Below are 17,382 nucleotides of genomic sequence, written 5' to 3'. Positions count from 1 at the left end.
AGAAATTGCCGCCATGATAACCACCCGGGGGCCGCTTGTCCGGCCCGGTCGTAGAATGACCCTCGCCGAACGCAGAATTTGAGTGGAGAAAACCATGAGTGCAGTCCAGAGCGTAGGCCCCAAGGACCTGCCAGCGTTGCAGGAGCAGGTCGAAGCGATCATCGCCGAGGCGAGCCGGCAGGGTGCCAGCGCCTGCGAAGTGGCGGTATCGCTGGAGCAGGGCTTGTCCACCACGGTGCGCCAGCGTGAGGTCGAGACGGTAGAGTTCAACCGTGACCAAGGCTTTGGCATCACCCTCTATGTTGGCCAGCGCAAGGGCTCGGCCAGCACCTCGGCCAGTGGGCCGGAGGCAATTCGCGAAACCGTTGCCGCCGCCCTGGCCATTGCCAGGCACACCTCCGAAGACGAGTGCTCGGGGCTGGCTGATGCGGCGCTGATGGCGCGCGAGATCCCTGACCTGGATCTTTACCATGACTGGGATCTGGAGCCCGAGAAAGCCATCGAGATGGCGCTGGCCTGTGAGGCTGCGGCATTCGACGCTGACCCACGCATTCTCAACGCCGATGGCACCACCCTCAATACCCATCAGGGTTGCCGTGTCTATGGCAACAGCCATGGCTTCATCGGTGGCTACGCATCGACCCGGCATAGCCTGAGCTGCGTGATGATCGCTGAAGGTGAAGGCCAGATGCAGCGTGATTACTGGTATGACGTCAACCGCCAGGGCCAGCTGTTGGCCGACCCGCGCAGCATTGGCCAGCGCGCGGCACTGCGAGCAGCCTGCCGACTCGGTGCGCGTCCGGTCAAGACCTGCGAAGTGCCGGTGCTGTTCTCCGCCGAACTGGCGGGTGGTCTGTTCGGCAGCTTCTTGTCGGCCATTTCTGGTGGCAACTTGTACCGCAAGTCGTCGTTCCTCGATGGTGCCATTGGCCAGCGTCTGTTCCCCAGCTGGCTGACGCTGGATGAGCGCCCACATATTCCGCGTGCCCTTGGCAGCGCGGCATTCGACGGTGATGGCCTGGCGACTTATGCCAAGCCGTTTGTCGATAAAGGGGAGCTGGTGTCTTACCTGCTGGGTACCTATTCCGGTCGCAAGCTCGGCTTGCCAAGCACGGCCAATTCCGGCGGCGTGCATAACCTGTATGTCACCCATGGCATCGAAGATCAGGCGGCACTGATCCGGCGCATGGGGCGCGGTTTGCTGGTGACTGAGCTGATGGGCCATGGCCTGAACATGGTCACGGGCGACTACTCGCGCGGTGCTGCAGGTTTCTGGGTTGAGAATGGCGAGATCCAGCATGCGGTGCAGGAAGTGACGATTGCCGGCAACATGAAAGACATGTTCCAGCAGATTGTGGCGATTGGCAGTGATCTTGAAACCCGTAGCAATATACACACGGGCTCGGTGTTGATCGAGCGGATGACCGTTGCAGGTAGCTGAATTGTCAACGCGGTAAGCAAAAACCTCGGAACCCGGCCACTGTGCCGGGTTTTTTTTGCTCAACCTGCGCTTGAAGTGATTACGGTTATCATTTAATAATGAAAATCATTACCCAAGTGCTTTGGTGATGATGTTCATGAAACCTGCCCTGCGCGAACTGCCCTACCTGGAAAACTGGCGCTGGCTCAGCCGGCGCATCCGCTGCGCGCTCGAACCTGACGAGCCGCGCCTGATCGAGCACTACCTTGCCGAAGGCCGCTACCTGGTCTGCTGCACGGATACCTCGCCATGGACGGTGGCGCTGACCTCTTTCCGCCTGCTGCTGGATACCGCCTGCGATCGCATGCTGCCATGGCATTGGCGTTGCCAGTGCCTGGATCAGGCCTGGCGCCCCCTGCTTGAACTGCGCAACCTGGACCGCCTGGATCAGAACCAGCGCTGGCAACCCTACGCCCTGCAACTGGCCAATTGCCGGTTGCTGCCGTCCATTCCTCCCGATGAACTGATGCAAGGATTTGATGATGAGTGATACCCGTATCGAGCGTGACAGCATGGGTGAACTGCAGGTGCCGGCCCTGGCCCTGTATGGCGCTCAGACCCAGCGCGCGGTCGACAACTTCCCGATCAGCGGCCAACGTATGCCGGCCCAGTTCATTCGTGCTCTGCTGCTGGCCAAGGCTGCGGCAGCCAAGGCCAACATCGAGCTGGAGCAGATTTCCGCCGCCCAGGGCCAAGCCATCGTCAAGGCGGTCGAGCACCTGCTCGCCGAGGACTTCATCCAGCACTTCCCGGTGGACGTGTACCAGACTGGCTCCGGCACCAGCTCGAACATGAATGCCAACGAGGTGATCGCCACCCTGGCCAGCCGCCTGCTCGGTGAGCAGGTCAGTGCCAACGACCACGTCAACTGCGGCCAGAGCAGCAACGACATCATCCCGACCACCATCCATGTCAGTGCCGCACTGGCGCTGCATGAGCAGTTGCTGCCCGCCCTGGCTCACCTGGTTGAGGTGATCGAGGCCAAATCGGTGCAAGTGCATCAGTACGTGAAGACTGGCCGTACCCATCTGATGGATGCCATGCCGGTGCGCATGAGCCAGGTGCTCGATGGCTGGGCAGCACAGATCAAAGGCGCCAACGCGCACATCGAGGCAACCCTGCCGAGCCTTCAGGCCCTGGCCCAGGGTGGCACTGCCGTTGGCACCGGGATCAACGCCCATCCGCAGTTCGCCGCAAGCTTTGCCCGTCAGCTGAGCGGCCTCACCCAGGTCGAGTTCACCCGGGGACAGAACCTGTTCGCCCTGATCGGCTCCCAGGACACCGCCGTGGCGCTGTCCGGCCAGCTCAAGACCACTGCCGTGGCACTGATGAAAATCGCCAACGACCTGCGCTGGATGAACTCCGGCCCGCTCGCCGGCCTCGGTGAAATCGAACTGCAAGGCCTGCAGCCTGGCTCCTCGATCATGCCGGGCAAGGTCAACCCGGTGATCCCGGAAGCCACAGCCATGGTGGCCGCCCAGGTGATCGGCAACGACGCGACCATCGCCATTGCCGGCCAGTCGGGCAACTTCGAGCTCAACGTGATGCTGCCGGTGATTGCCCGCAACCTGCTGGAGAGCATCGAGCTGATGGCCAATGCCAGCCGCCTGCTGGCCGACAAGGCCATCTCCAGCTTCAAGGTCAATGAGGGCAAGCTCAAGGAAGCCCTGGCGCGCAACCCGATCCTGGTCACCGCGCTGAACCCGATCATCGGCTACCTCAAGGCCGCTGAGATCGCCAAGACCGCCTACAAACAGGGCCGGCCGATCATCGACGTGGCGCTGGAGCATACCGACCTGTCGCGCGATCAGCTCGAGGCGCTGCTGGACCCGGAAAAACTCACCGCTGGGGGCATCTGACCCGCGTCAGCGCCCAGGAGACATGTCATGCAGCACTGGAAACGCACCACCGAGGCCGCTAACTGCCTGTTCGAACAGGGCGAGCTGGTTGATGCCCGGGAGCTCTACCTGCAAGCCCTGGCTCTGGCCCAGGTGCTGTTCGAGCGCTGGCATGACGTCGATGAAGCGGTGGCGGCGTTCGTCATCGCGCATCACAACCTGGCCGACCTGCACCTGCGCCTGAACCAGCCGCAGGAGAGCGCCGACTACCTGTGCGCCGCTCACCAGCGCCTGCTCCAGGCCAGCCACGAAGCGCGCTTGCCGCAGGCGCTGCGTGATGCTGCGCTGCGTCACAGCGGGCGCACTTACACCCAATTGCTGAGCTTCATTGCCGAGTACGGCCAGTATCCGCGCACCGAGCGCCTGCTCGATCGCCAGGCGCCTTTGGCCAGTGAACTGGCTGCCCAGCCGGGCCTGCCGCCCCCAACCCCAGCTTACGGAATCCATTGATATGCCTCATACCTTGCCTGCGTTGCCTTATGCCTACGATGCGCTGGAACCGCACATCGATACCCAGACTATGGAGATCCACCATACCAAGCACCACCAGACTTACGTCAGCGGCCTCAATGCCGCGCTCGAAGGTACCGAGTGGGCTGAATGGCCGGTTGAAAAGCTGGTTGCTGCGGTCAAACAGTTGCCGGAGAACCTGCGAGGCGCGGTGACCAACCATGGGGGTGGTCACGCCAACCATTCGCTGTTCTGGAAGGTCATGTCGCCCATAGGCGGTGGCCAGCCACAGGGCCTGGTGGCCAAGGCCATCGAGTCTGAACTGGGTGGTTTCGAGGCGTTCAAGGAAGCTTTCACCAAAGCTGCGCTGACCCGCTTCGGCAGCGGCTGGGCCTGGCTCAGCGTGACCCCTGAGCAGAAACTCGTGGTGGAAAGCAGCGGCAACCAGGACAGCCCACTGATGCATGGCAACACACCGATCCTCGGCCTGGATGTGTGGGAGCACGCCTACTACTTGAAGTACCAGAACCGTCGCCCGGAATACATTGGGGCTTTCTACAACGTAATTGACTGGGCCGAAGTGGAACGTCGTTATCTCGAAGCCAGCCAGTGAGTCGGACCGGTATGCGCTCGGAGGTGATGTCGGTCAGTAGTGTGCGTCTGTTCCGGCTGGCGCTGGGTACTTTGCTGCTCTTGGTTGGCATAGCCTTGCTGGTGGCCCGGGGTATCGCCTGGTTGGACCTGGACCCGCGCATGCTGCGCGCACTGGAGGGCGGTGCATTGTGCGCGCTGGGAACTGCACTGGGCGCGGTACCGGTGCTGGTGATTCGAAACATGCCGGTGGCCCTGGCCGATACCTTATTGGGTTTCGGTGCCGGTGTGATGCTGGCGGCCACCGCTTTCTCGCTGATAATCCCAGGGCTGGATGCCGCTCAGTCCATAGGTTTCAGCCCTTGGGGCGCGGGTGGCCTGATCAGTGCCGGTTTACTGTTCGGTGCGATGTGCCTGTTCGTGGTCGAGCTTAAAGTCTCAGGTGCTTCGCCCGAGGCCTTGGTCGGCAACGAGAGGCAGCCGGTGATCGCGGCGCGAATCTGGCTGTTCGTGATCGCCATCATCGGCCACAACATTCCCGAAGGCATGGCTATCGGTGTGTCGGCGGGCGGTGGCATGGCCGACGCTGACAGCCTGGCCATGGGTATTGCCTTGCAGGATGTACCCGAAGGATTGGTCATTGCGCTGGTGCTGGCAGGGGCGGGGATGCCGCGGTTCAAGGCGTTTCTGATTGGTACAGCGTCGGGGTTGGTGGAGCCACTGGCAGCGGTGATCTGTGCCTGGCTGGTGAATGTCGCCGAATTGCTGCTACCGCTGGGCCTGGCCTGTGCGGCAGGGGCGATGTTGTTGGTGGTGACCCAGGAAATCATCCCCGAGTCGCGCAGCAATGGGCATCACCGTTTGGCCAGCCTCGGGCTGTGCGTGGGTTTTTGCCTGATGATGGTGATGGATACGGCGATGTCTTGAATTGGTATTGACGGCCCTATCGCCGGCTTGCCGGCGATGAGGCCAGCCTGAATTTGAGGTGGCTTATTCGCCTTCGTCGAAGTAGTTGTTGATCAACGCCACCAGTGCGTCCAGCGCATCGCTGTCCTGCTCACCCTCGGTGTGCAGGTGCACCTGGGTGCCTTTGCCAGCCGCCAACATCATCACGGCCATGATGCTCTTGCCGTCCACCAGCTTATCGGGCGCGCGGCCCACCCGCACCTGGCAGGGGAACCGCCCGGCTACTCCGACGAACTTGGCGGCCGCCCGGGCATGCAGGCCCAGCTTGTTGATGATGGTGATTTCGCGGGCGGGCATCGTGGTGCGGATCCTGTGGGCTAGAGGTCGCGGTGGCGGACCTGGACGTTTTTCAGGGACTGTTGCAGCAGTTGGCCGAGGCGCTCGGTGATGTACACCGAGCGGTGGTGGCCACCTGTGCAGCCAATGGCGATGGTGACGTAGGCGCGGTTGCTGGCGGCGAAGCGGGGCAGCCATTTGAGCAGGTAGGTCGAGATGTCGGTGAACATCTCTTCGACATCCGGCTGTGCGGCAAGGTAGTCGATAACCGGCTGATCCAGGCCTGAATGCTCACGCAGTTCGGGCTTCCAGTACGGGTTGGGCAGGCAGCGCACATCGAAAACCAGGTCTGCATCGACCGGCATGCCACGCTTGAAGCCGAACGATTCGACCAGGAATGCAGTGCCGGGCTCGGGCTGATTGAGCAGGCGCAACTTGATCGAGTCGCGCAGTTGATAAAGGTTGAGGCTGGTGGTGTCGATCTTCAGGTCGGCGAGGTCGGAGATTGGCCCCAACAGTTCGCTTTCCACGCGAATCGCTTCGGCCAGTGAGCGATCCGCATTTGTCAGCGGATGACGCCGGCGCGTTTCGGAGAAGCGCTTGAGCAGCGTGTCCTCGTCGGCGTCGAGAAACAGCACATCGCACTGGATATGTCGGCCACGCGCTTCAGCGAGCAGTTCAGGGAAGCGTGACAGGTGGCTGGGAAGGTTGCGGGCATCAATGGACACTGCCACTTTCGGCTGCAGCAACTCTGTATGGATCAACGCGTTTTCCGCCAACTGCGGCAGTAAACCGGCAGGCAGGTTATCGATACAGTAAAAGCCGTTGTCTTCCAGCACATCGAGGGCGGTACTCTTGCCGGAGCCGGACCGGCCGCTGACGATGATCAGGCGCATGTTCAGTGCTCGTTCTGTGCGTCCAGGACTACCTGGTACAGGGCCTCGCTGCTGTTGGCGGCACGCAGGCGCTCGCGAACTTCCTTGCGATCCAGCATGCTGGCGATCTGGCGCAGCAGTTCCAGATGGGCGTCGGTGGCAGCCTCCGGCACCAGAAGGATGAACAGCAGGTCGACTGGCGCGCCATCGATGGCGTCATAGTCGATCGGAGCATCCAGGTGCAGTAGGGCACTGACGGGAGAAGTGCAGCCTTCGAGTCGGCAGTGGGGTATGGCGATGCCATTGCCGAAGCCTGTGGAACCGAGCTTTTCGCGAGCGATCAGCTTTTCGAAGACGTCTTGCATCTCCAGCTCGGGTACTTGATCGTGAATAAGTTTGGCGACCGTTTCCAGGGCGCGCTTCTTACTGCCGCCCGGCACGTTCACCAAGGAACGGCCGGGGGTCAGGATGGTTTCAAGTCGGATCATGGATGAGGGGATCAGCGGGCGGCTGCACCTTGCAGCAGACTTTGCTGTTTTTCCTTGTGTTTTTTCAGTTGGCGGTCGAGCTTGTCGGCCAAGGCATCGATCGCTGCATACATGTCTTCGTGTTCGGCGTTGGCAACCACTTCACCGCCTGGAATCTGCAGGATCGCTTCGACCTTCTGCTGCAGCTTCTCGACTTTCATGATGACCTGCACGTTGGTGATCTTGTCGAAGTGACTTTCCACCCTGGCGAGTTTTTCAAGCACGTAATCGCGCAGCGGCTCGGTGACTTCTACATGCTGTCCACTGATATTGACTTGCATACAGCTTCTCCTTTGTTGCCCGTGCATAAAGAGGCAGGTCTTGCACCTGCCCCACAAACGCTGTGGCAGATCCGAGGGGCTACATCAGTCGCTTGCGTTCGCTCGACGGTGCGATGCCGAGAGACTCGCGGTACTTGGCGACGGTGCGACGGGCTACCTGGATGCCTTGTGCCTCCAGTAAACCAGCGATCTTGCTGTCACTCAATGGCTTTTTCTGATTTTCCGCCGCAACCAGTTTCTTGATGATCGCGCGGATTGCCGTGGACGAGCATTCTCCGCCCTCGGAGGTGCTGACATGGCTCGAGAAAAAGTATTTCAGTTCGTAGATGCCGCGTGGCGTGTGCATGAATTTCTGCGTGGTCACCCGCGAGATGGTCGACTCGTGCATGCCCACGGCTTCGGCGATGTCATGCAGTACCAAGGGTTTCATTGCCTCGTCGCCGTGGTCCAGGAAGCCGCGCTGATGCTCGACGATCTGTGTGGCGACTTTCATCAGCGTTTCGTTGCGGCTTTGCAGGCTCTTGATGAACCAGCGTGCTTCCTGCAACTGGTTGCGCATGAAGGTGTTGTCGGCGCTGGTGTCGGCCCGGCGGACGAAACCGGCATATTGCGGGTTGACCCGCAGACGCGGGATCGCTTCCTGGTTCAGTTCGACCAGCCAGCGATCGCTGTCCTTGCGCACGATGACATCGGGCACCACGTATTCCGGCTCACTGGACTCGATTTGCGATCCCGGGCGCGGGTTGAGGCTCTGAACCAGTTCGATGACCTGGCGCAGCTCGTCCTCCTTGAGCTTCATGCGGCGCATCAGCTGGCTGTAGTCGCGCCCACCCAACAGGTCGATGAACTCGGTGACCAGGCGCTTGGCCTCGGCCATCCATGGAGTGCTTGCCGGTAGTTGGCGCAGTTGCAGCAACAGGCACTCACCCAGGTTGCGTGCACCGACACCTGCAGGCTCGAACTGCTGGATACGGTGCAGCACCGCTTCGACTTCGTCCAGCTCGATATCCAGCTCCGGATCGAAACCTGCGCAGATCTCTTCGATCGTGTCTTCCAGATAACCTTGGCCGTTGATGCTGTCGATAAGGGTGACTGCGATCAGGCGGTCGGTATCGGACATCGGTGCCAGGTTCAACTGCCACAGCAGGTGGCTTTGCAGGCTTTCGCCGGCTGATGTGCGGGTGGTGAAGTCCCACTCGTCGTCATCGTTGCTCGGCAGGCTGCTGGCGCTGGTCTGGTAGATGTCTTCCCAGGCCGTGTCGACCGGAAGCTCATTGGGGATGCGCTCGTTCCACTCACCGTCTTCCAGGGTCTCGGCACTGGTGGTGCTTTCCTGAAAGCTGTTGTCCTGGACTTCGGCGGCCGGCTTGCTCTCGGCGTTGTCCGCCATCGGGTCGCTGTTGTCGAAGTCTTCGCCGTCTTCCTGACGTTCGAGCATCGGATTGGACTCCAGCGCTTCCTGGATTTCCTGCTGAAGGTCCAGGGTAGAGAGCTGGAGTAGGCGGATGGCCTGTTGCAACTGCGGGGTCATCGTCAGTTGCTGGCCCATTTTTAGGACGAGCGATGGTTTCATGGCAGGGGCTAATACCTTGTTCGCCGGCGCGCATGCGCCATCCACTACACGAGGGCGCCGGAGCGCCAATTTCAAGCAAGTTTTATGCCTTAAATTGTAGCGTTTGCCTAGAGCACTGTAACAACTTAAGCCCATTCAAGGCTGTAAAACCAGTGCTCCAGGCGCGTCCCTGAATCAGAGTCGGAACTCGTGGCCCAGGTAAACTTCCTTGACCAGTTCGTTGGCCAGGATGGTCTGCGCATCGCCCTCGGCGATCAGTTGCCCGTCATTGACGATATAGGCGGTTTCGCAGATGTCCAGGGTCTCGCGGACGTTGTGGTCGGTGATCAGTACGCCGATGCCCTTGGCCTTGAGGTGGTGGATGATCTGCTTGATGTCACCGACCGAAATGGGGTCGACGCCAGCGAAGGGTTCGTCCAGCAGGATGAACTTGGGGGCGGTTGCCAGGGCGCGTGCGATCTCGACACGGCGACGCTCGCCGCCGGAAAGGCTCATGCCGAGGTTGTCGCGGATGTGGCTGATGTGGAACTCCTGCAGCAGGCTTTCCAGCTCCTTGCGGCGGCCCTCACGGTCGAGCTCCTTGCGGGTCTCGAGGATGGCCATGATGTTGTCGGCCACCGACAGCTTGCGGAAGATCGAGGCTTCCTGTGGCAGGTAGCCGATGCCGGCGCGTGCGCGCCCATGCATGGGCTGGTGGCTGACATCGAGGCTGTCGATGAGTACGCGCCCCTGGTCGGCCTGGACCAGGCCGACGATCATATAGAAGCAGGTGGTCTTGCCGGCGCCATTGGGGCCTAGCAGGCCGACGATCTGGCCGCTGTCGATCGACAGGCTGACGTCACGCACGACTTGGCGCCCTTTGTAGCTCTTGGCCAGGTGTTGGGCTTTGAGGGTTGCCATTTACTCGGCCTTCTTCTTCGGCTGGATCACCATGTCGATGCGCTGACGTGGCTGAGTCACGTTGCCGCCGCGACCGGCGGTCGCAACCTGGGACTTGGTGTTGTAGACGATCTTTTCGCCTTCGGTGGTGTTGCCTTCGTTTTCGACCTTGGCGCGGTCGGTGAGAATCACTGTGTCCTTTTGTGCCTGATACTGGATGGTCACGGCCCAGCCTTTCATCTTGTCAGGCTTTGCAGCGCTTTGCTGCTGCTCGAAATAGGCCAGGTTGCCCACCGAAGTGACCACGTCGATGTCACCGTTGGCGGCGCGGGTCATGGTCACGGTATTGCCTTTGATCATCATCGAGCCCTGAGTGATGATCACGTCACCGGTGTAGGTGGCTACGCCTTGCTTGTCGTCCAGGTGCGCGTTGTCGGCCTGGATGCGGATAGGCTGGTCACGGTCGGTCGGCAGGGCGAAGGCGCTCGCGCTTCCCAGTGCTGCGCTCAGGCTGAGCAAAAGGGGGAGGGTTTTAACGAGCCTCATACTGTCCTCTTACGTTAGAGAGCAGGTCCATCCTGCCTTCTTTCAAATACGCTTTCATTCCTTTGCCCGTAGTTGTGCCACCGGCGCCGTCGATTCTAACGGCTTGCTCGGTCTGCGCATATTGCTTCTGCGGGAACACGGTCATGCGTGAGCTGGTAATGATGGTCTCACGCTGCTTTTCATCGGTGCGGGCCACGCGCACCTTGTCGATCAGCTCGACTTCGGTGCCGTCCGGGTTGACCTCGGCGCGCACGCTCTGTATGTGCCAGGGGTATTCGGTGCCCCGGTACATATGCAGGTCGGGCGTGGTCACCAATGTGACCTCGGTGGCCTTGAGGTGTTCGACCTTGTCGGCGGTCATTTCATACTGCAACTTGCCATCGGGCAAGAACTGTACGCTGTGGGCGTTGATCGCATAATAGTCGATAGCGCTTTCGTCCACCGGTGCTACCGGCTTGTCGAGGAAGCTCTCGGGGCTGACATTCCAGTAGCCTATTGCCGCCAGCAGGGCGGCGATTACCGCGAGCAGCGCAATATTGCGGGCTTTCTTGCTGAGCATGGGCAACCTACAGGTAGTTGGCGTTGGCAGCGTCCAGGGTGCCCTGGGCCTGCATGATAAGCTCACAGAATTCGCGAGCGGCACCCTCGCCGCCGCGTGCCTGGGTCACGCCGTCGGCATGCTGGCGAACGAAGGGCGCGGCATTGGCCACGGCCATACCCAGGCCGACCTTGCGAATGACCGGCAGGTCGGGCAGGTCGTCGCCCAGATAGGCGACCTGCTCATAGCTTAGGCCCAGTTCGGCGAGCAGGCCGTCGAGCACCACCAGTTTGTCTTCGCGGCCCTGAAACAGATGTGGAATGCCGAGGTTTTTCGCTCGACGCTCGACCACCGGGGTTTTGCGCCCGCTGATAATTGCCGTGGTCACGCCCGAAGCCATCAGCATCTTGATGCCTTGGCCGTCAAGTGTGTTGAACGTCTTGAATTCGCTCCCATCTTCGAGGAAGTAAAGGCGGCCATCGGTGAGCACACCGTCCACATCGAACACGGCAAGCTTGATGGCCTTGCCGCGCTGCATCAGGTTCTGGGTCATTTGCGTCGTTCTCATTTACATCACGCCTGCGCGCAGCAGGTCGTGCATGTTCAGGGCACCGACCGGGCGGTCGTCCTTGTCCACCACCACCAGGGCGCTGATCTTGTGGTCTTCCATGATCTTCAGTGCTTCGGCGGCGAGCATCTCGGCGCGGGCTGTCTTGCCGTGCACGGTCATGACCTGGTCGATCAGGGTAGTGTGCACGTCGATGTTGCGGTCCAGGCTGCGGCGCAGGTCACCGTCGGTGAAGATCCCGGCCAGCTTGCCGTCCGCTTCGGCGACCACGGTCATGCCCAGGCCTTTGCGGGACATTTCAAGGAGGGCGTCCTTGAGCAGTGTGCCACGTTGTACCTGGGGCAGCTCGGTGCCAGCGTGCATGACGTTCTCGACCTTGAGCAGCAGGCGACGGCCCAGTGCGCCACCGGGGTGCGAAAAGGCGAAGTCTTCTGCGGTAAAGCCGCGCGCTTCGAGCAGGGCAATGGCCAGGGCGTCGCCCAGCACCAGTGCTGCCGTGGTCGAGGAGGTGGGCGCCAGGTTCAGCGGGCAAGCCTCATGGGCGACACGGGCATCGAGGTTGACCTCGGCGGCCTGGGCCAGCGGGGAGTCGGGGTTGCCGGTCATGCTGATGAGCTCGATGCCAAGGCGCTTGATCAGCGGCAGCAAGGTGACGATTTCGGCAGTGCTGCCGGAATTGGACAGGGCCAGGATGATATCGCCACGGGTGATCATGCCCATGTCGCCATGGCTGGCTTCGGCCGGATGCACGAAAAACGCCGGCGTGCCGGTGCTGGCCAGGGTTGCGGCGATCTTGTTGCCGATGTGCCCTGACTTGCCCATACCGACCACCACGACGCGGCCCTTGCTCGCCAGGATCAGCTCGCAGGCCTTGACGAAGTTGGCATCGATGCTGGCCGTCAAGCCTTGTACGGCCTCGATTTCCAGGCGCAGGGTGCGCTGGGCGGACTGGATCAGCTCACTGGATTGGCTCATGTCGAAAAGCAATGCCTGATGAAAAGGCGGCGATTATAGCCGCAATGGAAGAAAGCCTCACCCTTTCGATTGAGCAATGAAAAGACATCGGAGCCTGTCGCTGGCCTGAACGACTCACTCCATGGCCTTGGGGCAGCCCTGTCAGCGGTGCTATAGTTCGCCGCTATTCGGCCCGCCAGGGGCGCGTGTGTCTTCAAGATGAGGGCCGGCGTCCATTAGGACATGGCTGTACTAGCAAGGAGTCTAGATGAGTGTGGATAGCGCCTACGCGGTCGAGTTGAAGGGCGTAACCTTCAAGCGCGGTTCGCGCAGCATTTTCAGCAATGTCGACATACGCATACCGCGTGGCAAGGTCACCGGCATCATGGGGCCGTCGGGTTGCGGCAAGACCACGCTGTTGCGCCTGATGGGCGCGCAGTTGCGCCCGTCCATTGGTGAAGTGTGGGTTGCCGGGCAGAACCTGCCGAGCTTGTCGCGCAGCGACCTGTTCGATGCGCGCAAGCAGATGGGAGTACTGTTCCAGAGCGGTGCCCTGTTCACCGACCTCGATGTGTTCGAGAACGTTGCCTTCCCGCTGCGCGTGCACACCCAGCTGTCGGACGAGATGATCCGCGACATCGTGTTGATGAAGCTGCAGGCCGTGGGCCTGCGCGGTGCCATCGACCTGATGCCCGACGAACTGTCCGGTGGCATGAAGCGGCGCGTGGCGCTGGCCCGGGCGATTGCGCTGGATCCGCAGATCCTCATGTATGACGAGCCGTTCGTCGGCCAGGACCCGATCGCCATGGGTGTACTGGTACGCCTTATCCGGTTGCTCAATGACGCCCTGGGTATTACCAGCATCGTGGTATCCCACGATCTCGCCGAAACCGCCAGCATCGCCGACTATATCTATGTAGTTGGTGACGGCCAGGTGCTGGGCCAGGGTACGCCCGATGAGCTGATGGGCTCGGACAATCCGCGCATTCGCCAGTTCATGAAGGGCGATCCGGACGGCCCTGTGCCATTCCACTTCCCTGCGCCTGACTACCGCGCCGATTTGTTGGGGACGCGTTGATGCGCAGAAAATCCTTGCTTGAACGTATCCGCTTGTTCGGCCGCTCGGCAATCGATGTGTTGGCCGTGCTCGGGCGTTCCTGCCTGTTCCTGTTCCATGCACTGGTCGGCCGCGGCGGCATCGGCGGCGGCTTCCAGCTGCTGACCAAGCAGCTGTATTCGGTGGGCGTGCTGTCGCTGGCGATCGTCGCGGTGTCCGGTGTGTTCATCGGTATGGTGCTGGCGCTGCAGGGTTACAGCATTCTGACCAAGTATGGTTCGGAGCAGGCGGTGGGGCAGATGGTCGCCCTGACCCTGCTGCGCGAGCTGGGCCCAGTGGTCACTGCACTGCTGTTCGCCGGCCGGGCAGGCTCGGCGCTGACCGCCGAAATCGGCAACATGAAGTCCACTGAGCAACTGTCGAGCCTCGAGATGATCGGTGTCGACCCGCTCAAGTACATCGTTGCGCCACGCCTGTGGGCCGGTTTCATTTCGTTGCCGCTGCTGGCGCTGATCTTCAGCGTGGTCGGCATCTGGGGTGGCTCTTGGGTCGCTGTGGACTGGCTGGGCGTCTACGAAGGCTCGTTCTGGGCCAACATGCAGAACAGTGTTTCCTTTACCGACGACGTGCTCAACGGGCTGGTCAAGAGCCTGGTGTTCGCCTTCGTCACGACCTGGATCGCCGTATTCCAAGGGTATGACTGCGAGCCCACCTCAGAAGGGATCAGCCGTGCCACCACCAAGACCGTGGTTTATGCCTCGTTGGCTGTACTGGGTCTGGACTTTATTCTGACCGCCTTGATGTTTGGAGATTTCTGATGCAAAACCGCACCCTGGAAATCGGTGTCGGCCTGTTTCTGTTGGCCGGGATCCTGGCGTTGCTGCTGCTGGCTCTGCGTGTCAGCGGGCTATCGGCCAGCCCGAGCAGCGATACCTATAAAGTTTATGCCTACTTCGACAATATCGCCGGTTTGACGGTCAGAGCTAAAGTGACCATGGCCGGTGTGACGATCGGCAAGGTCACCGCCATCGATCTGGACCGTGATTCCTACACCGGCCGGGTGACCCTGCAGCTGGACGGAAAAGTCGACAATCTGCCGACGGACTCCACTGCTTCGATCCTGACCGCCGGTCTGCTTGGCGAGAAGTACATCGGCATCAGTGTTGGCGGTGAGGAAGAGGTGCTCAAGGAGGGCGCAACCATCCATGACACCCAGTCGGCGTTGGTACTGGAAGATTTGATTGGCAAGTTCCTGCTCAATACCGTGGGCAAGGAACCGAAAGAAGCACAACCGGCTAATTAAGGAGTTTCCATGATTTCGATCCTGCGACGTGGCCTGCTGGTCCTGCTGGCGGCCTTTCCCCTGCTGACAGTAGCGGCGCCCGGGCAGTCTCCGCACGATGTTGTGCAGGGCACGACCAATGAATTGCTGGGTGACCTCAAGTCCAACAAGGAGCAGTACAAGACCAACCCGCAGGCCTTCTACGATGCCCTCAACCGCATCCTTGGCCCGGTGGTCGATGCTGACGGTATCTCGAAAAGCATCATGACCGTGAAGTACTCGCGCAATGCCACGCCCGAGCAGATGCAGCGCTTCCAGGAAAACTTCAAGCGCAGCCTGATGCAGTTCTATGGCAACGCCCTGCTGGAATACAACAACCAGGGTATTACCGTCGATCCGGCCAAGGTCGATGACGGCAAGCGCGCCAGCGTCGGCATGAAGGTGACTGGCAATAACGGCGCCGTCTATCCAGTGCAGTACACCATGGAAAACCTGGGTGGCGAGTGGAAGGTGCGCAACGTCATCGTCAACGGCATCAACATCGGCAAGCTGTTCCGTGACCAGTTCGCCGACGCCATGCAGCGTAACGGCAACAACCTGGACAAGACCATCGATGGCTGGGCCGGCGAGGTGGCCAAGGCCAAGCAGACTGCCGACACTTCGTCAGACAAGGCTGTGAAATGAGCGAGGGCGGCGTGAACATGGCCGAGCCGGGCGTGTTGCGCCTGGTCGGTGTGCTGGACTACCGCAGTGGCCCGGCCTTGCGCAAGCAAGGCAAGGCTCTGGTCGAGGCTTCCCGCGAGCCACGCCTGATAATCGATTGCACGGCGGTAGAAAAGTCTTCCAGTGTCGGCCTGTCGCTGCTGCTGGCGTTCATCCGCGATGGCCAGGCCGGCGGCAAGACCTGCGAGGTCCGCGGGATGCCCGACGACATGCGGGAAATTGCCGAGGTCTATGACCTCGATGAAGTGCTGGCGAGCTGATGGCTTGCCACTGATGGAGGCCCCTCGGTCAGCGCACGCCCTCGGTGGGCTTCGCAGGCGGGGGGCTTTTTTGTATGATGGCCGACCCGTGCGCATCGGGCGCCGATTGAGGTTGAGCATGCAGGCTGTAGAAGTTAAGAGCTTCCTTGAAGAAAAATTGCCGGGATCCCGGGTCGAAGTTGAAGGCGAAGGCTGCAACTTCCAGTTGAACGTGATCAGCGACGAGTTGGCTGGCCTGAGCCCGGTCAAGCGTCAGCAGGCGATCTATGCTCACCTTAATCCCTGGATCGCCAACGGTAGCATCCATGCGGTAACCATGAAATTTTTCAGCAGCGCAGCCTGGGCTGAGCGCACCTGAGCCAACTTGGCGGCGAGACTCCAATGGACAAACTGATTATTACTGGCGGCGCTCGCCTTGACGGCGAGATCCGCATTTCGGGCGCGAAGAACGCGGCCCTGCCGATTCTGGCGGCGACCCTGCTGGCTGACGGCCCGGTCACCGTGGGCAACCTGCCACACTTGCACGACATCACCACCATGATCGAGCTGTTCGGCCGCATGGGCATTGAGCCTGTGATCGACGAAAAGCTGGCGGTGGAAATCGACCCCCGTACCATCAAGACCCTGGTCGCGCCTTACGAGCTGGTCAAGACCATGCGCGCCTCGATCCTGGTGCTTGGCCCGATGGTTGCTCGTTTCGGCGAGGCCGAAGTGGCCCTGCCAGGCGGTTGCGCCATTGGTTCGCGACCGGTCGACCTGCACATCCGCGGCCTTGAGGCCATGGGTGCAAAGATTGAAGTCGAAGGCGGCTATATCAAGGCCAAGGCTCCTGAGGGCGGCCTGCGCGGTGCGCACTTCTTCTTCGATACCGTCAGCGTGACCGGTACCGAAAACATCATGATGGCTGCTGCCCTGGCCAAGGGCCGCAGCGTGCTGCAAAACGCCGCACGCGAGCCAGAAGTGGTCGACCTGGCCAACTTCATCAATGCCATGGGCGGCAACGTGCAAGGTGCTGGTACCGACACCATCACCATCGATGGCGTCGAGCGTTTGCACTCGGCCAGCTACCGAGTCATGCCCGACCGTATCGAGACCGGTACTTACCTGGTTGCCGCTGCCGTGACTGGTGGCCGCGTCAAGGTCAAGGACACCGACCCGACCATCCTTGAAGCCGTGCTGGAAAAGCTCAAGGAAGCGGGTGCCGACCTGACCACCGGCGAGGACTGGATCGAGCTGAACATGCATGGCAAACGGCCAAAAGCCGTCAACCTTCGTACCGCTCCGTACCCGGCGTTCCCGACCGACATGCAGGCACAGTTCATCTCGCTCAACGCCATTGCCGAAGGCACCGGCGCGGTCATCGAGACGATCTTCGAGAACCGCTTCATGCACGTGTACGAAATGCACCGCATGGGCGCGCATATCCAGGTCGAGGGCAACACCGCCATCGTCACGGGCGTGCCGGCACTCAAGGGTGCACCGGTCATGGCCACTGATCTGCGTGCTTCCGCCAGCCTGGTGCTGTCGGCGCTGGTCGCTGAAGGCGATACCTTGATCGACCGCATCTACCACATCGACCGTGGTTACGAGTGCATCGAAGAGAAACTGCAGATGCTGGGTGCGAAGATCCGTCGCGTACCGGGCTAATGCTCGTCGGC

23 protein-coding genes are annotated in these 17,382 nt (G+C 61.1%); 13 read left to right on the top strand and 10 right to left on the bottom strand.

What is annotated here, in order from left to right:
• The first annotated feature begins 94 nt into the window (after positions 1 to 94).
• From pmbA to ACW4TB_RS12275, 6 genes are all read left to right on the top strand, one after another.
• Positions 95 to 1,441 (top strand): metalloprotease PmbA, encoded by a 1,347-nt coding sequence (pmbA, locus tag ACW4TB_RS12300; protein ID WP_279930682.1) that lies wholly within the window; start codon positions 95 to 97, stop codon positions 1,439 to 1,441.
• Positions 1,442 to 1,577: 136 nt separating this feature from the next.
• The gene (locus ACW4TB_RS12295) at positions 1,578 to 1,970 is read left to right on the top strand and encodes a hypothetical protein (protein WP_012316084.1); all 393 of its coding nucleotides are present in this window, start codon (positions 1,578 to 1,580) and stop codon (positions 1,968 to 1,970) included.
• Positions 1,963 to 3,339, top strand: coding sequence for a class II fumarate hydratase (locus ACW4TB_RS12290; RefSeq protein ID WP_254466397.1), 1,377 nt, complete (start codon positions 1,963 to 1,965; stop codon positions 3,337 to 3,339). Before ACW4TB_RS12295 ends, ACW4TB_RS12290 begins: the two co-directional genes overlap by 8 nt.
• A gap of 27 nt (positions 3,340 to 3,366) precedes the next feature.
• Positions 3,367 to 3,828, top strand: coding sequence for a hypothetical protein (locus ACW4TB_RS12285; protein ID WP_012316082.1), 462 nt, complete (start codon positions 3,367 to 3,369; stop codon positions 3,826 to 3,828).
• A gap of 1 nt (position 3,829) precedes the next feature.
• Complete coding sequence (locus ACW4TB_RS12280) at positions 3,830 to 4,441, top strand: superoxide dismutase (protein ID WP_254466393.1); 612 nt, start codon at positions 3,830 to 3,832, stop codon at positions 4,439 to 4,441.
• 26 nt (positions 4,442 to 4,467) lie between these two features.
• Positions 4,468 to 5,346, top strand: a complete 879-nt coding sequence (locus ACW4TB_RS12275) for a ZIP family metal transporter (protein WP_455842983.1) — start codon at positions 4,468 to 4,470, stop codon at positions 5,344 to 5,346.
• A gap of 63 nt (positions 5,347 to 5,409) precedes the next feature.
• Here ACW4TB_RS12275 and ACW4TB_RS12270 read toward each other — a convergent pair whose 3' ends face one another.
• The 10 genes from ACW4TB_RS12270 to ACW4TB_RS12225 form a co-directional block, all read right to left on the bottom strand.
• Complete coding sequence (locus ACW4TB_RS12270; RefSeq protein WP_012316079.1) at positions 5,410 to 5,682, bottom strand: HPr family phosphocarrier protein; 273 nt, start codon at positions 5,680 to 5,682, stop codon at positions 5,410 to 5,412.
• Positions 5,683 to 5,702: 20 nt separating this feature from the next.
• Entirely contained in the window at positions 5,703 to 6,557 is an 855-nt protein-coding gene (gene rapZ / locus ACW4TB_RS12265) for an RNase adapter RapZ (protein ID WP_012316078.1), read from the bottom strand.
• Positions 6,558 to 6,559: 2 nt separating this feature from the next.
• Positions 6,560 to 7,024: a PTS IIA-like nitrogen regulatory protein PtsN gene (ptsN, locus tag ACW4TB_RS12260; protein ID WP_279930687.1), complete on the bottom strand. Its 465-nt coding sequence runs from the start codon at positions 7,022 to 7,024 to the stop codon at positions 6,560 to 6,562.
• Between the two features lie 11 nt (positions 7,025 to 7,035).
• Positions 7,036 to 7,344 (bottom strand): ribosome hibernation-promoting factor, HPF/YfiA family, encoded by a 309-nt coding sequence (gene hpf, locus ACW4TB_RS12255; protein ID WP_012316076.1) that lies wholly within the window; start codon positions 7,342 to 7,344, stop codon positions 7,036 to 7,038.
• 79 nt (positions 7,345 to 7,423) lie between these two features.
• Positions 7,424 to 8,917, bottom strand: a complete 1,494-nt coding sequence (locus ACW4TB_RS12250; protein ID WP_012316075.1) for an RNA polymerase factor sigma-54 — start codon at positions 8,915 to 8,917, stop codon at positions 7,424 to 7,426.
• A 174-nt stretch (positions 8,918 to 9,091) separates the two neighbouring features.
• Positions 9,092 to 9,817 carry an LPS export ABC transporter ATP-binding protein gene (gene lptB, locus ACW4TB_RS12245; protein WP_012316074.1) on the bottom strand — a complete coding sequence of 242 codons (726 nt, stop codon included), beginning with the start codon at positions 9,815 to 9,817 and terminating at the stop codon, positions 9,092 to 9,094.
• A complete protein-coding gene (gene lptA, locus ACW4TB_RS12240) occupies positions 9,818 to 10,342 on the bottom strand; it encodes a lipopolysaccharide transport periplasmic protein LptA (RefSeq protein WP_012316073.1) in 525 nt (174 codons plus the stop codon).
• Positions 10,329 to 10,901, bottom strand: a complete 573-nt coding sequence (gene lptC, locus ACW4TB_RS12235; RefSeq protein ID WP_279930693.1) for an LPS export ABC transporter periplasmic protein LptC — start codon at positions 10,899 to 10,901, stop codon at positions 10,329 to 10,331. The genes lptA and lptC overlap by 14 nt, the downstream gene beginning before the upstream one ends.
• A gap of 7 nt (positions 10,902 to 10,908) precedes the next feature.
• Positions 10,909 to 11,448 (bottom strand): KdsC family phosphatase, encoded by a 540-nt coding sequence (locus ACW4TB_RS12230; protein ID WP_455842982.1) that lies wholly within the window; start codon positions 11,446 to 11,448, stop codon positions 10,909 to 10,911.
• Positions 11,449 to 12,423, bottom strand: coding sequence for a KpsF/GutQ family sugar-phosphate isomerase (locus ACW4TB_RS12225; RefSeq protein ID WP_012316070.1), 975 nt, complete (start codon positions 12,421 to 12,423; stop codon positions 11,449 to 11,451).
• Between the two features lie 247 nt (positions 12,424 to 12,670).
• On the opposite strand from ACW4TB_RS12225, the gene ACW4TB_RS12220 reads away from it, so the two are divergent.
• From ACW4TB_RS12220 to murA, 7 genes are all read left to right on the top strand, one after another.
• On the top strand, positions 12,671 to 13,480 hold the full coding sequence (locus tag ACW4TB_RS12220) for an ATP-binding cassette domain-containing protein (RefSeq protein ID WP_012316069.1): 810 nt from the start codon (positions 12,671 to 12,673) through the stop codon (positions 13,478 to 13,480).
• On the top strand, positions 13,480 to 14,277 hold the full coding sequence (gene mlaE, locus ACW4TB_RS12215) for a lipid asymmetry maintenance ABC transporter permease subunit MlaE (protein ID WP_012316068.1): 798 nt from the start codon (positions 13,480 to 13,482) through the stop codon (positions 14,275 to 14,277). The genes ACW4TB_RS12220 and mlaE overlap by 1 nt, the downstream gene beginning before the upstream one ends.
• Entirely contained in the window at positions 14,277 to 14,762 is a 486-nt protein-coding gene (gene mlaD / locus ACW4TB_RS12210) for an outer membrane lipid asymmetry maintenance protein MlaD (RefSeq protein WP_012316067.1), read from the top strand. The genes mlaE and mlaD overlap by 1 nt, the downstream gene beginning before the upstream one ends.
• 9 nt (positions 14,763 to 14,771) lie before the next feature.
• Entirely contained in the window at positions 14,772 to 15,425 is a 654-nt protein-coding gene (locus tag ACW4TB_RS12205; protein ID WP_279930698.1) for an MlaC/ttg2D family ABC transporter substrate-binding protein, read from the top strand.
• Positions 15,422 to 15,724 (top strand): STAS domain-containing protein, encoded by a 303-nt coding sequence (locus ACW4TB_RS12200; protein ID WP_012316065.1) that lies wholly within the window; start codon positions 15,422 to 15,424, stop codon positions 15,722 to 15,724. Before ACW4TB_RS12205 ends, ACW4TB_RS12200 begins: the two co-directional genes overlap by 4 nt.
• 118 nt (positions 15,725 to 15,842) lie before the next feature.
• Positions 15,843 to 16,082, top strand: a complete 240-nt coding sequence (locus tag ACW4TB_RS12195) for a BolA family protein (protein WP_003255121.1) — start codon at positions 15,843 to 15,845, stop codon at positions 16,080 to 16,082.
• 23 nt (positions 16,083 to 16,105) lie between these two features.
• Positions 16,106 to 17,371 (top strand): UDP-N-acetylglucosamine 1-carboxyvinyltransferase, encoded by a 1,266-nt coding sequence (gene murA / locus ACW4TB_RS12190; protein WP_012316064.1) that lies wholly within the window; start codon positions 16,106 to 16,108, stop codon positions 17,369 to 17,371.
• The last annotated feature ends 11 nt before the right edge of the window (positions 17,372 to 17,382 follow it).

Source organism: Lelliottia jeotgali, from assembly GCF_977070485.1.
This window is presented reverse-complemented; position numbering and strand designations above follow the sequence as displayed.

What these genes read in the sequence shown, in the direction of transcription:
- pmbA (WP_279930682.1), top strand. Translation starts at nt 95, where the DNA reads ATGAGTGCAGTCCAGAGCGTAGGCCCCAAGGACCTGCCAGCGTTGCAG.
- ACW4TB_RS12295 (WP_012316084.1), top strand. Translation starts at nt 1,578, where the DNA reads ATGAAACCTGCCCTGCGCGAACTGCCCTACCTGGAAAACTGGCGCTGG.
- ACW4TB_RS12290 (WP_254466397.1), top strand. Translation starts at nt 1,963, where the DNA reads ATGAGTGATACCCGTATCGAGCGTGACAGCATGGGTGAACTGCAGGTG.
- ACW4TB_RS12285 (WP_012316082.1), top strand. Translation starts at nt 3,367, where the DNA reads ATGCAGCACTGGAAACGCACCACCGAGGCCGCTAACTGCCTGTTCGAA.
- ACW4TB_RS12280 (WP_254466393.1), top strand. Translation starts at nt 3,830, where the DNA reads ATGCCTCATACCTTGCCTGCGTTGCCTTATGCCTACGATGCGCTGGAA.
- ACW4TB_RS12275 (WP_455842983.1), top strand. Translation starts at nt 4,468, where the DNA reads ATGTCGGTCAGTAGTGTGCGTCTGTTCCGGCTGGCGCTGGGTACTTTG.
- ACW4TB_RS12270 (WP_012316079.1), bottom strand. Translation starts at nt 5,682, where the DNA reads ATGCCCGCCCGCGAAATCACCATCATCAACAAGCTGGGCCTGCATGCC.
- rapZ (WP_012316078.1), bottom strand. Translation starts at nt 6,557, where the DNA reads ATGCGCCTGATCATCGTCAGCGGCCGGTCCGGCTCCGGCAAGAGTACC.
- ptsN (WP_279930687.1), bottom strand. Translation starts at nt 7,024, where the DNA reads ATGATCCGACTTGAAACCATCCTGACCCCCGGCCGTTCCTTGGTGAAC.
- hpf (WP_012316076.1), bottom strand. Translation starts at nt 7,344, where the DNA reads ATGCAAGTCAATATCAGTGGACAGCATGTAGAAGTCACCGAGCCGCTG.
- ACW4TB_RS12250 (WP_012316075.1), bottom strand. Translation starts at nt 8,917, where the DNA reads ATGAAACCATCGCTCGTCCTAAAAATGGGCCAGCAACTGACGATGACC.
- lptB (WP_012316074.1), bottom strand. Translation starts at nt 9,817, where the DNA reads ATGGCAACCCTCAAAGCCCAACACCTGGCCAAGAGCTACAAAGGGCGC.
- lptA (WP_012316073.1), bottom strand. Translation starts at nt 10,342, where the DNA reads ATGAGGCTCGTTAAAACCCTCCCCCTTTTGCTCAGCCTGAGCGCAGCA.
- lptC (WP_279930693.1), bottom strand. Translation starts at nt 10,901, where the DNA reads ATGCTCAGCAAGAAAGCCCGCAATATTGCGCTGCTCGCGGTAATCGCC.
- ACW4TB_RS12230 (WP_455842982.1), bottom strand. Translation starts at nt 11,448, where the DNA reads ATGAGAACGACGCAAATGACCCAGAACCTGATGCAGCGCGGCAAGGCC.
- ACW4TB_RS12225 (WP_012316070.1), bottom strand. Translation starts at nt 12,423, where the DNA reads ATGAGCCAATCCAGTGAGCTGATCCAGTCCGCCCAGCGCACCCTGCGC.
- ACW4TB_RS12220 (WP_012316069.1), top strand. Translation starts at nt 12,671, where the DNA reads ATGAGTGTGGATAGCGCCTACGCGGTCGAGTTGAAGGGCGTAACCTTC.
- mlaE (WP_012316068.1), top strand. Translation starts at nt 13,480, where the DNA reads ATGCGCAGAAAATCCTTGCTTGAACGTATCCGCTTGTTCGGCCGCTCG.
- mlaD (WP_012316067.1), top strand. Translation starts at nt 14,277, where the DNA reads ATGCAAAACCGCACCCTGGAAATCGGTGTCGGCCTGTTTCTGTTGGCC.
- ACW4TB_RS12205 (WP_279930698.1), top strand. Translation starts at nt 14,772, where the DNA reads ATGATTTCGATCCTGCGACGTGGCCTGCTGGTCCTGCTGGCGGCCTTT.
- ACW4TB_RS12200 (WP_012316065.1), top strand. Translation starts at nt 15,422, where the DNA reads ATGAGCGAGGGCGGCGTGAACATGGCCGAGCCGGGCGTGTTGCGCCTG.
- ACW4TB_RS12195 (WP_003255121.1), top strand. Translation starts at nt 15,843, where the DNA reads ATGCAGGCTGTAGAAGTTAAGAGCTTCCTTGAAGAAAAATTGCCGGGA.
- murA (WP_012316064.1), top strand. Translation starts at nt 16,106, where the DNA reads ATGGACAAACTGATTATTACTGGCGGCGCTCGCCTTGACGGCGAGATC.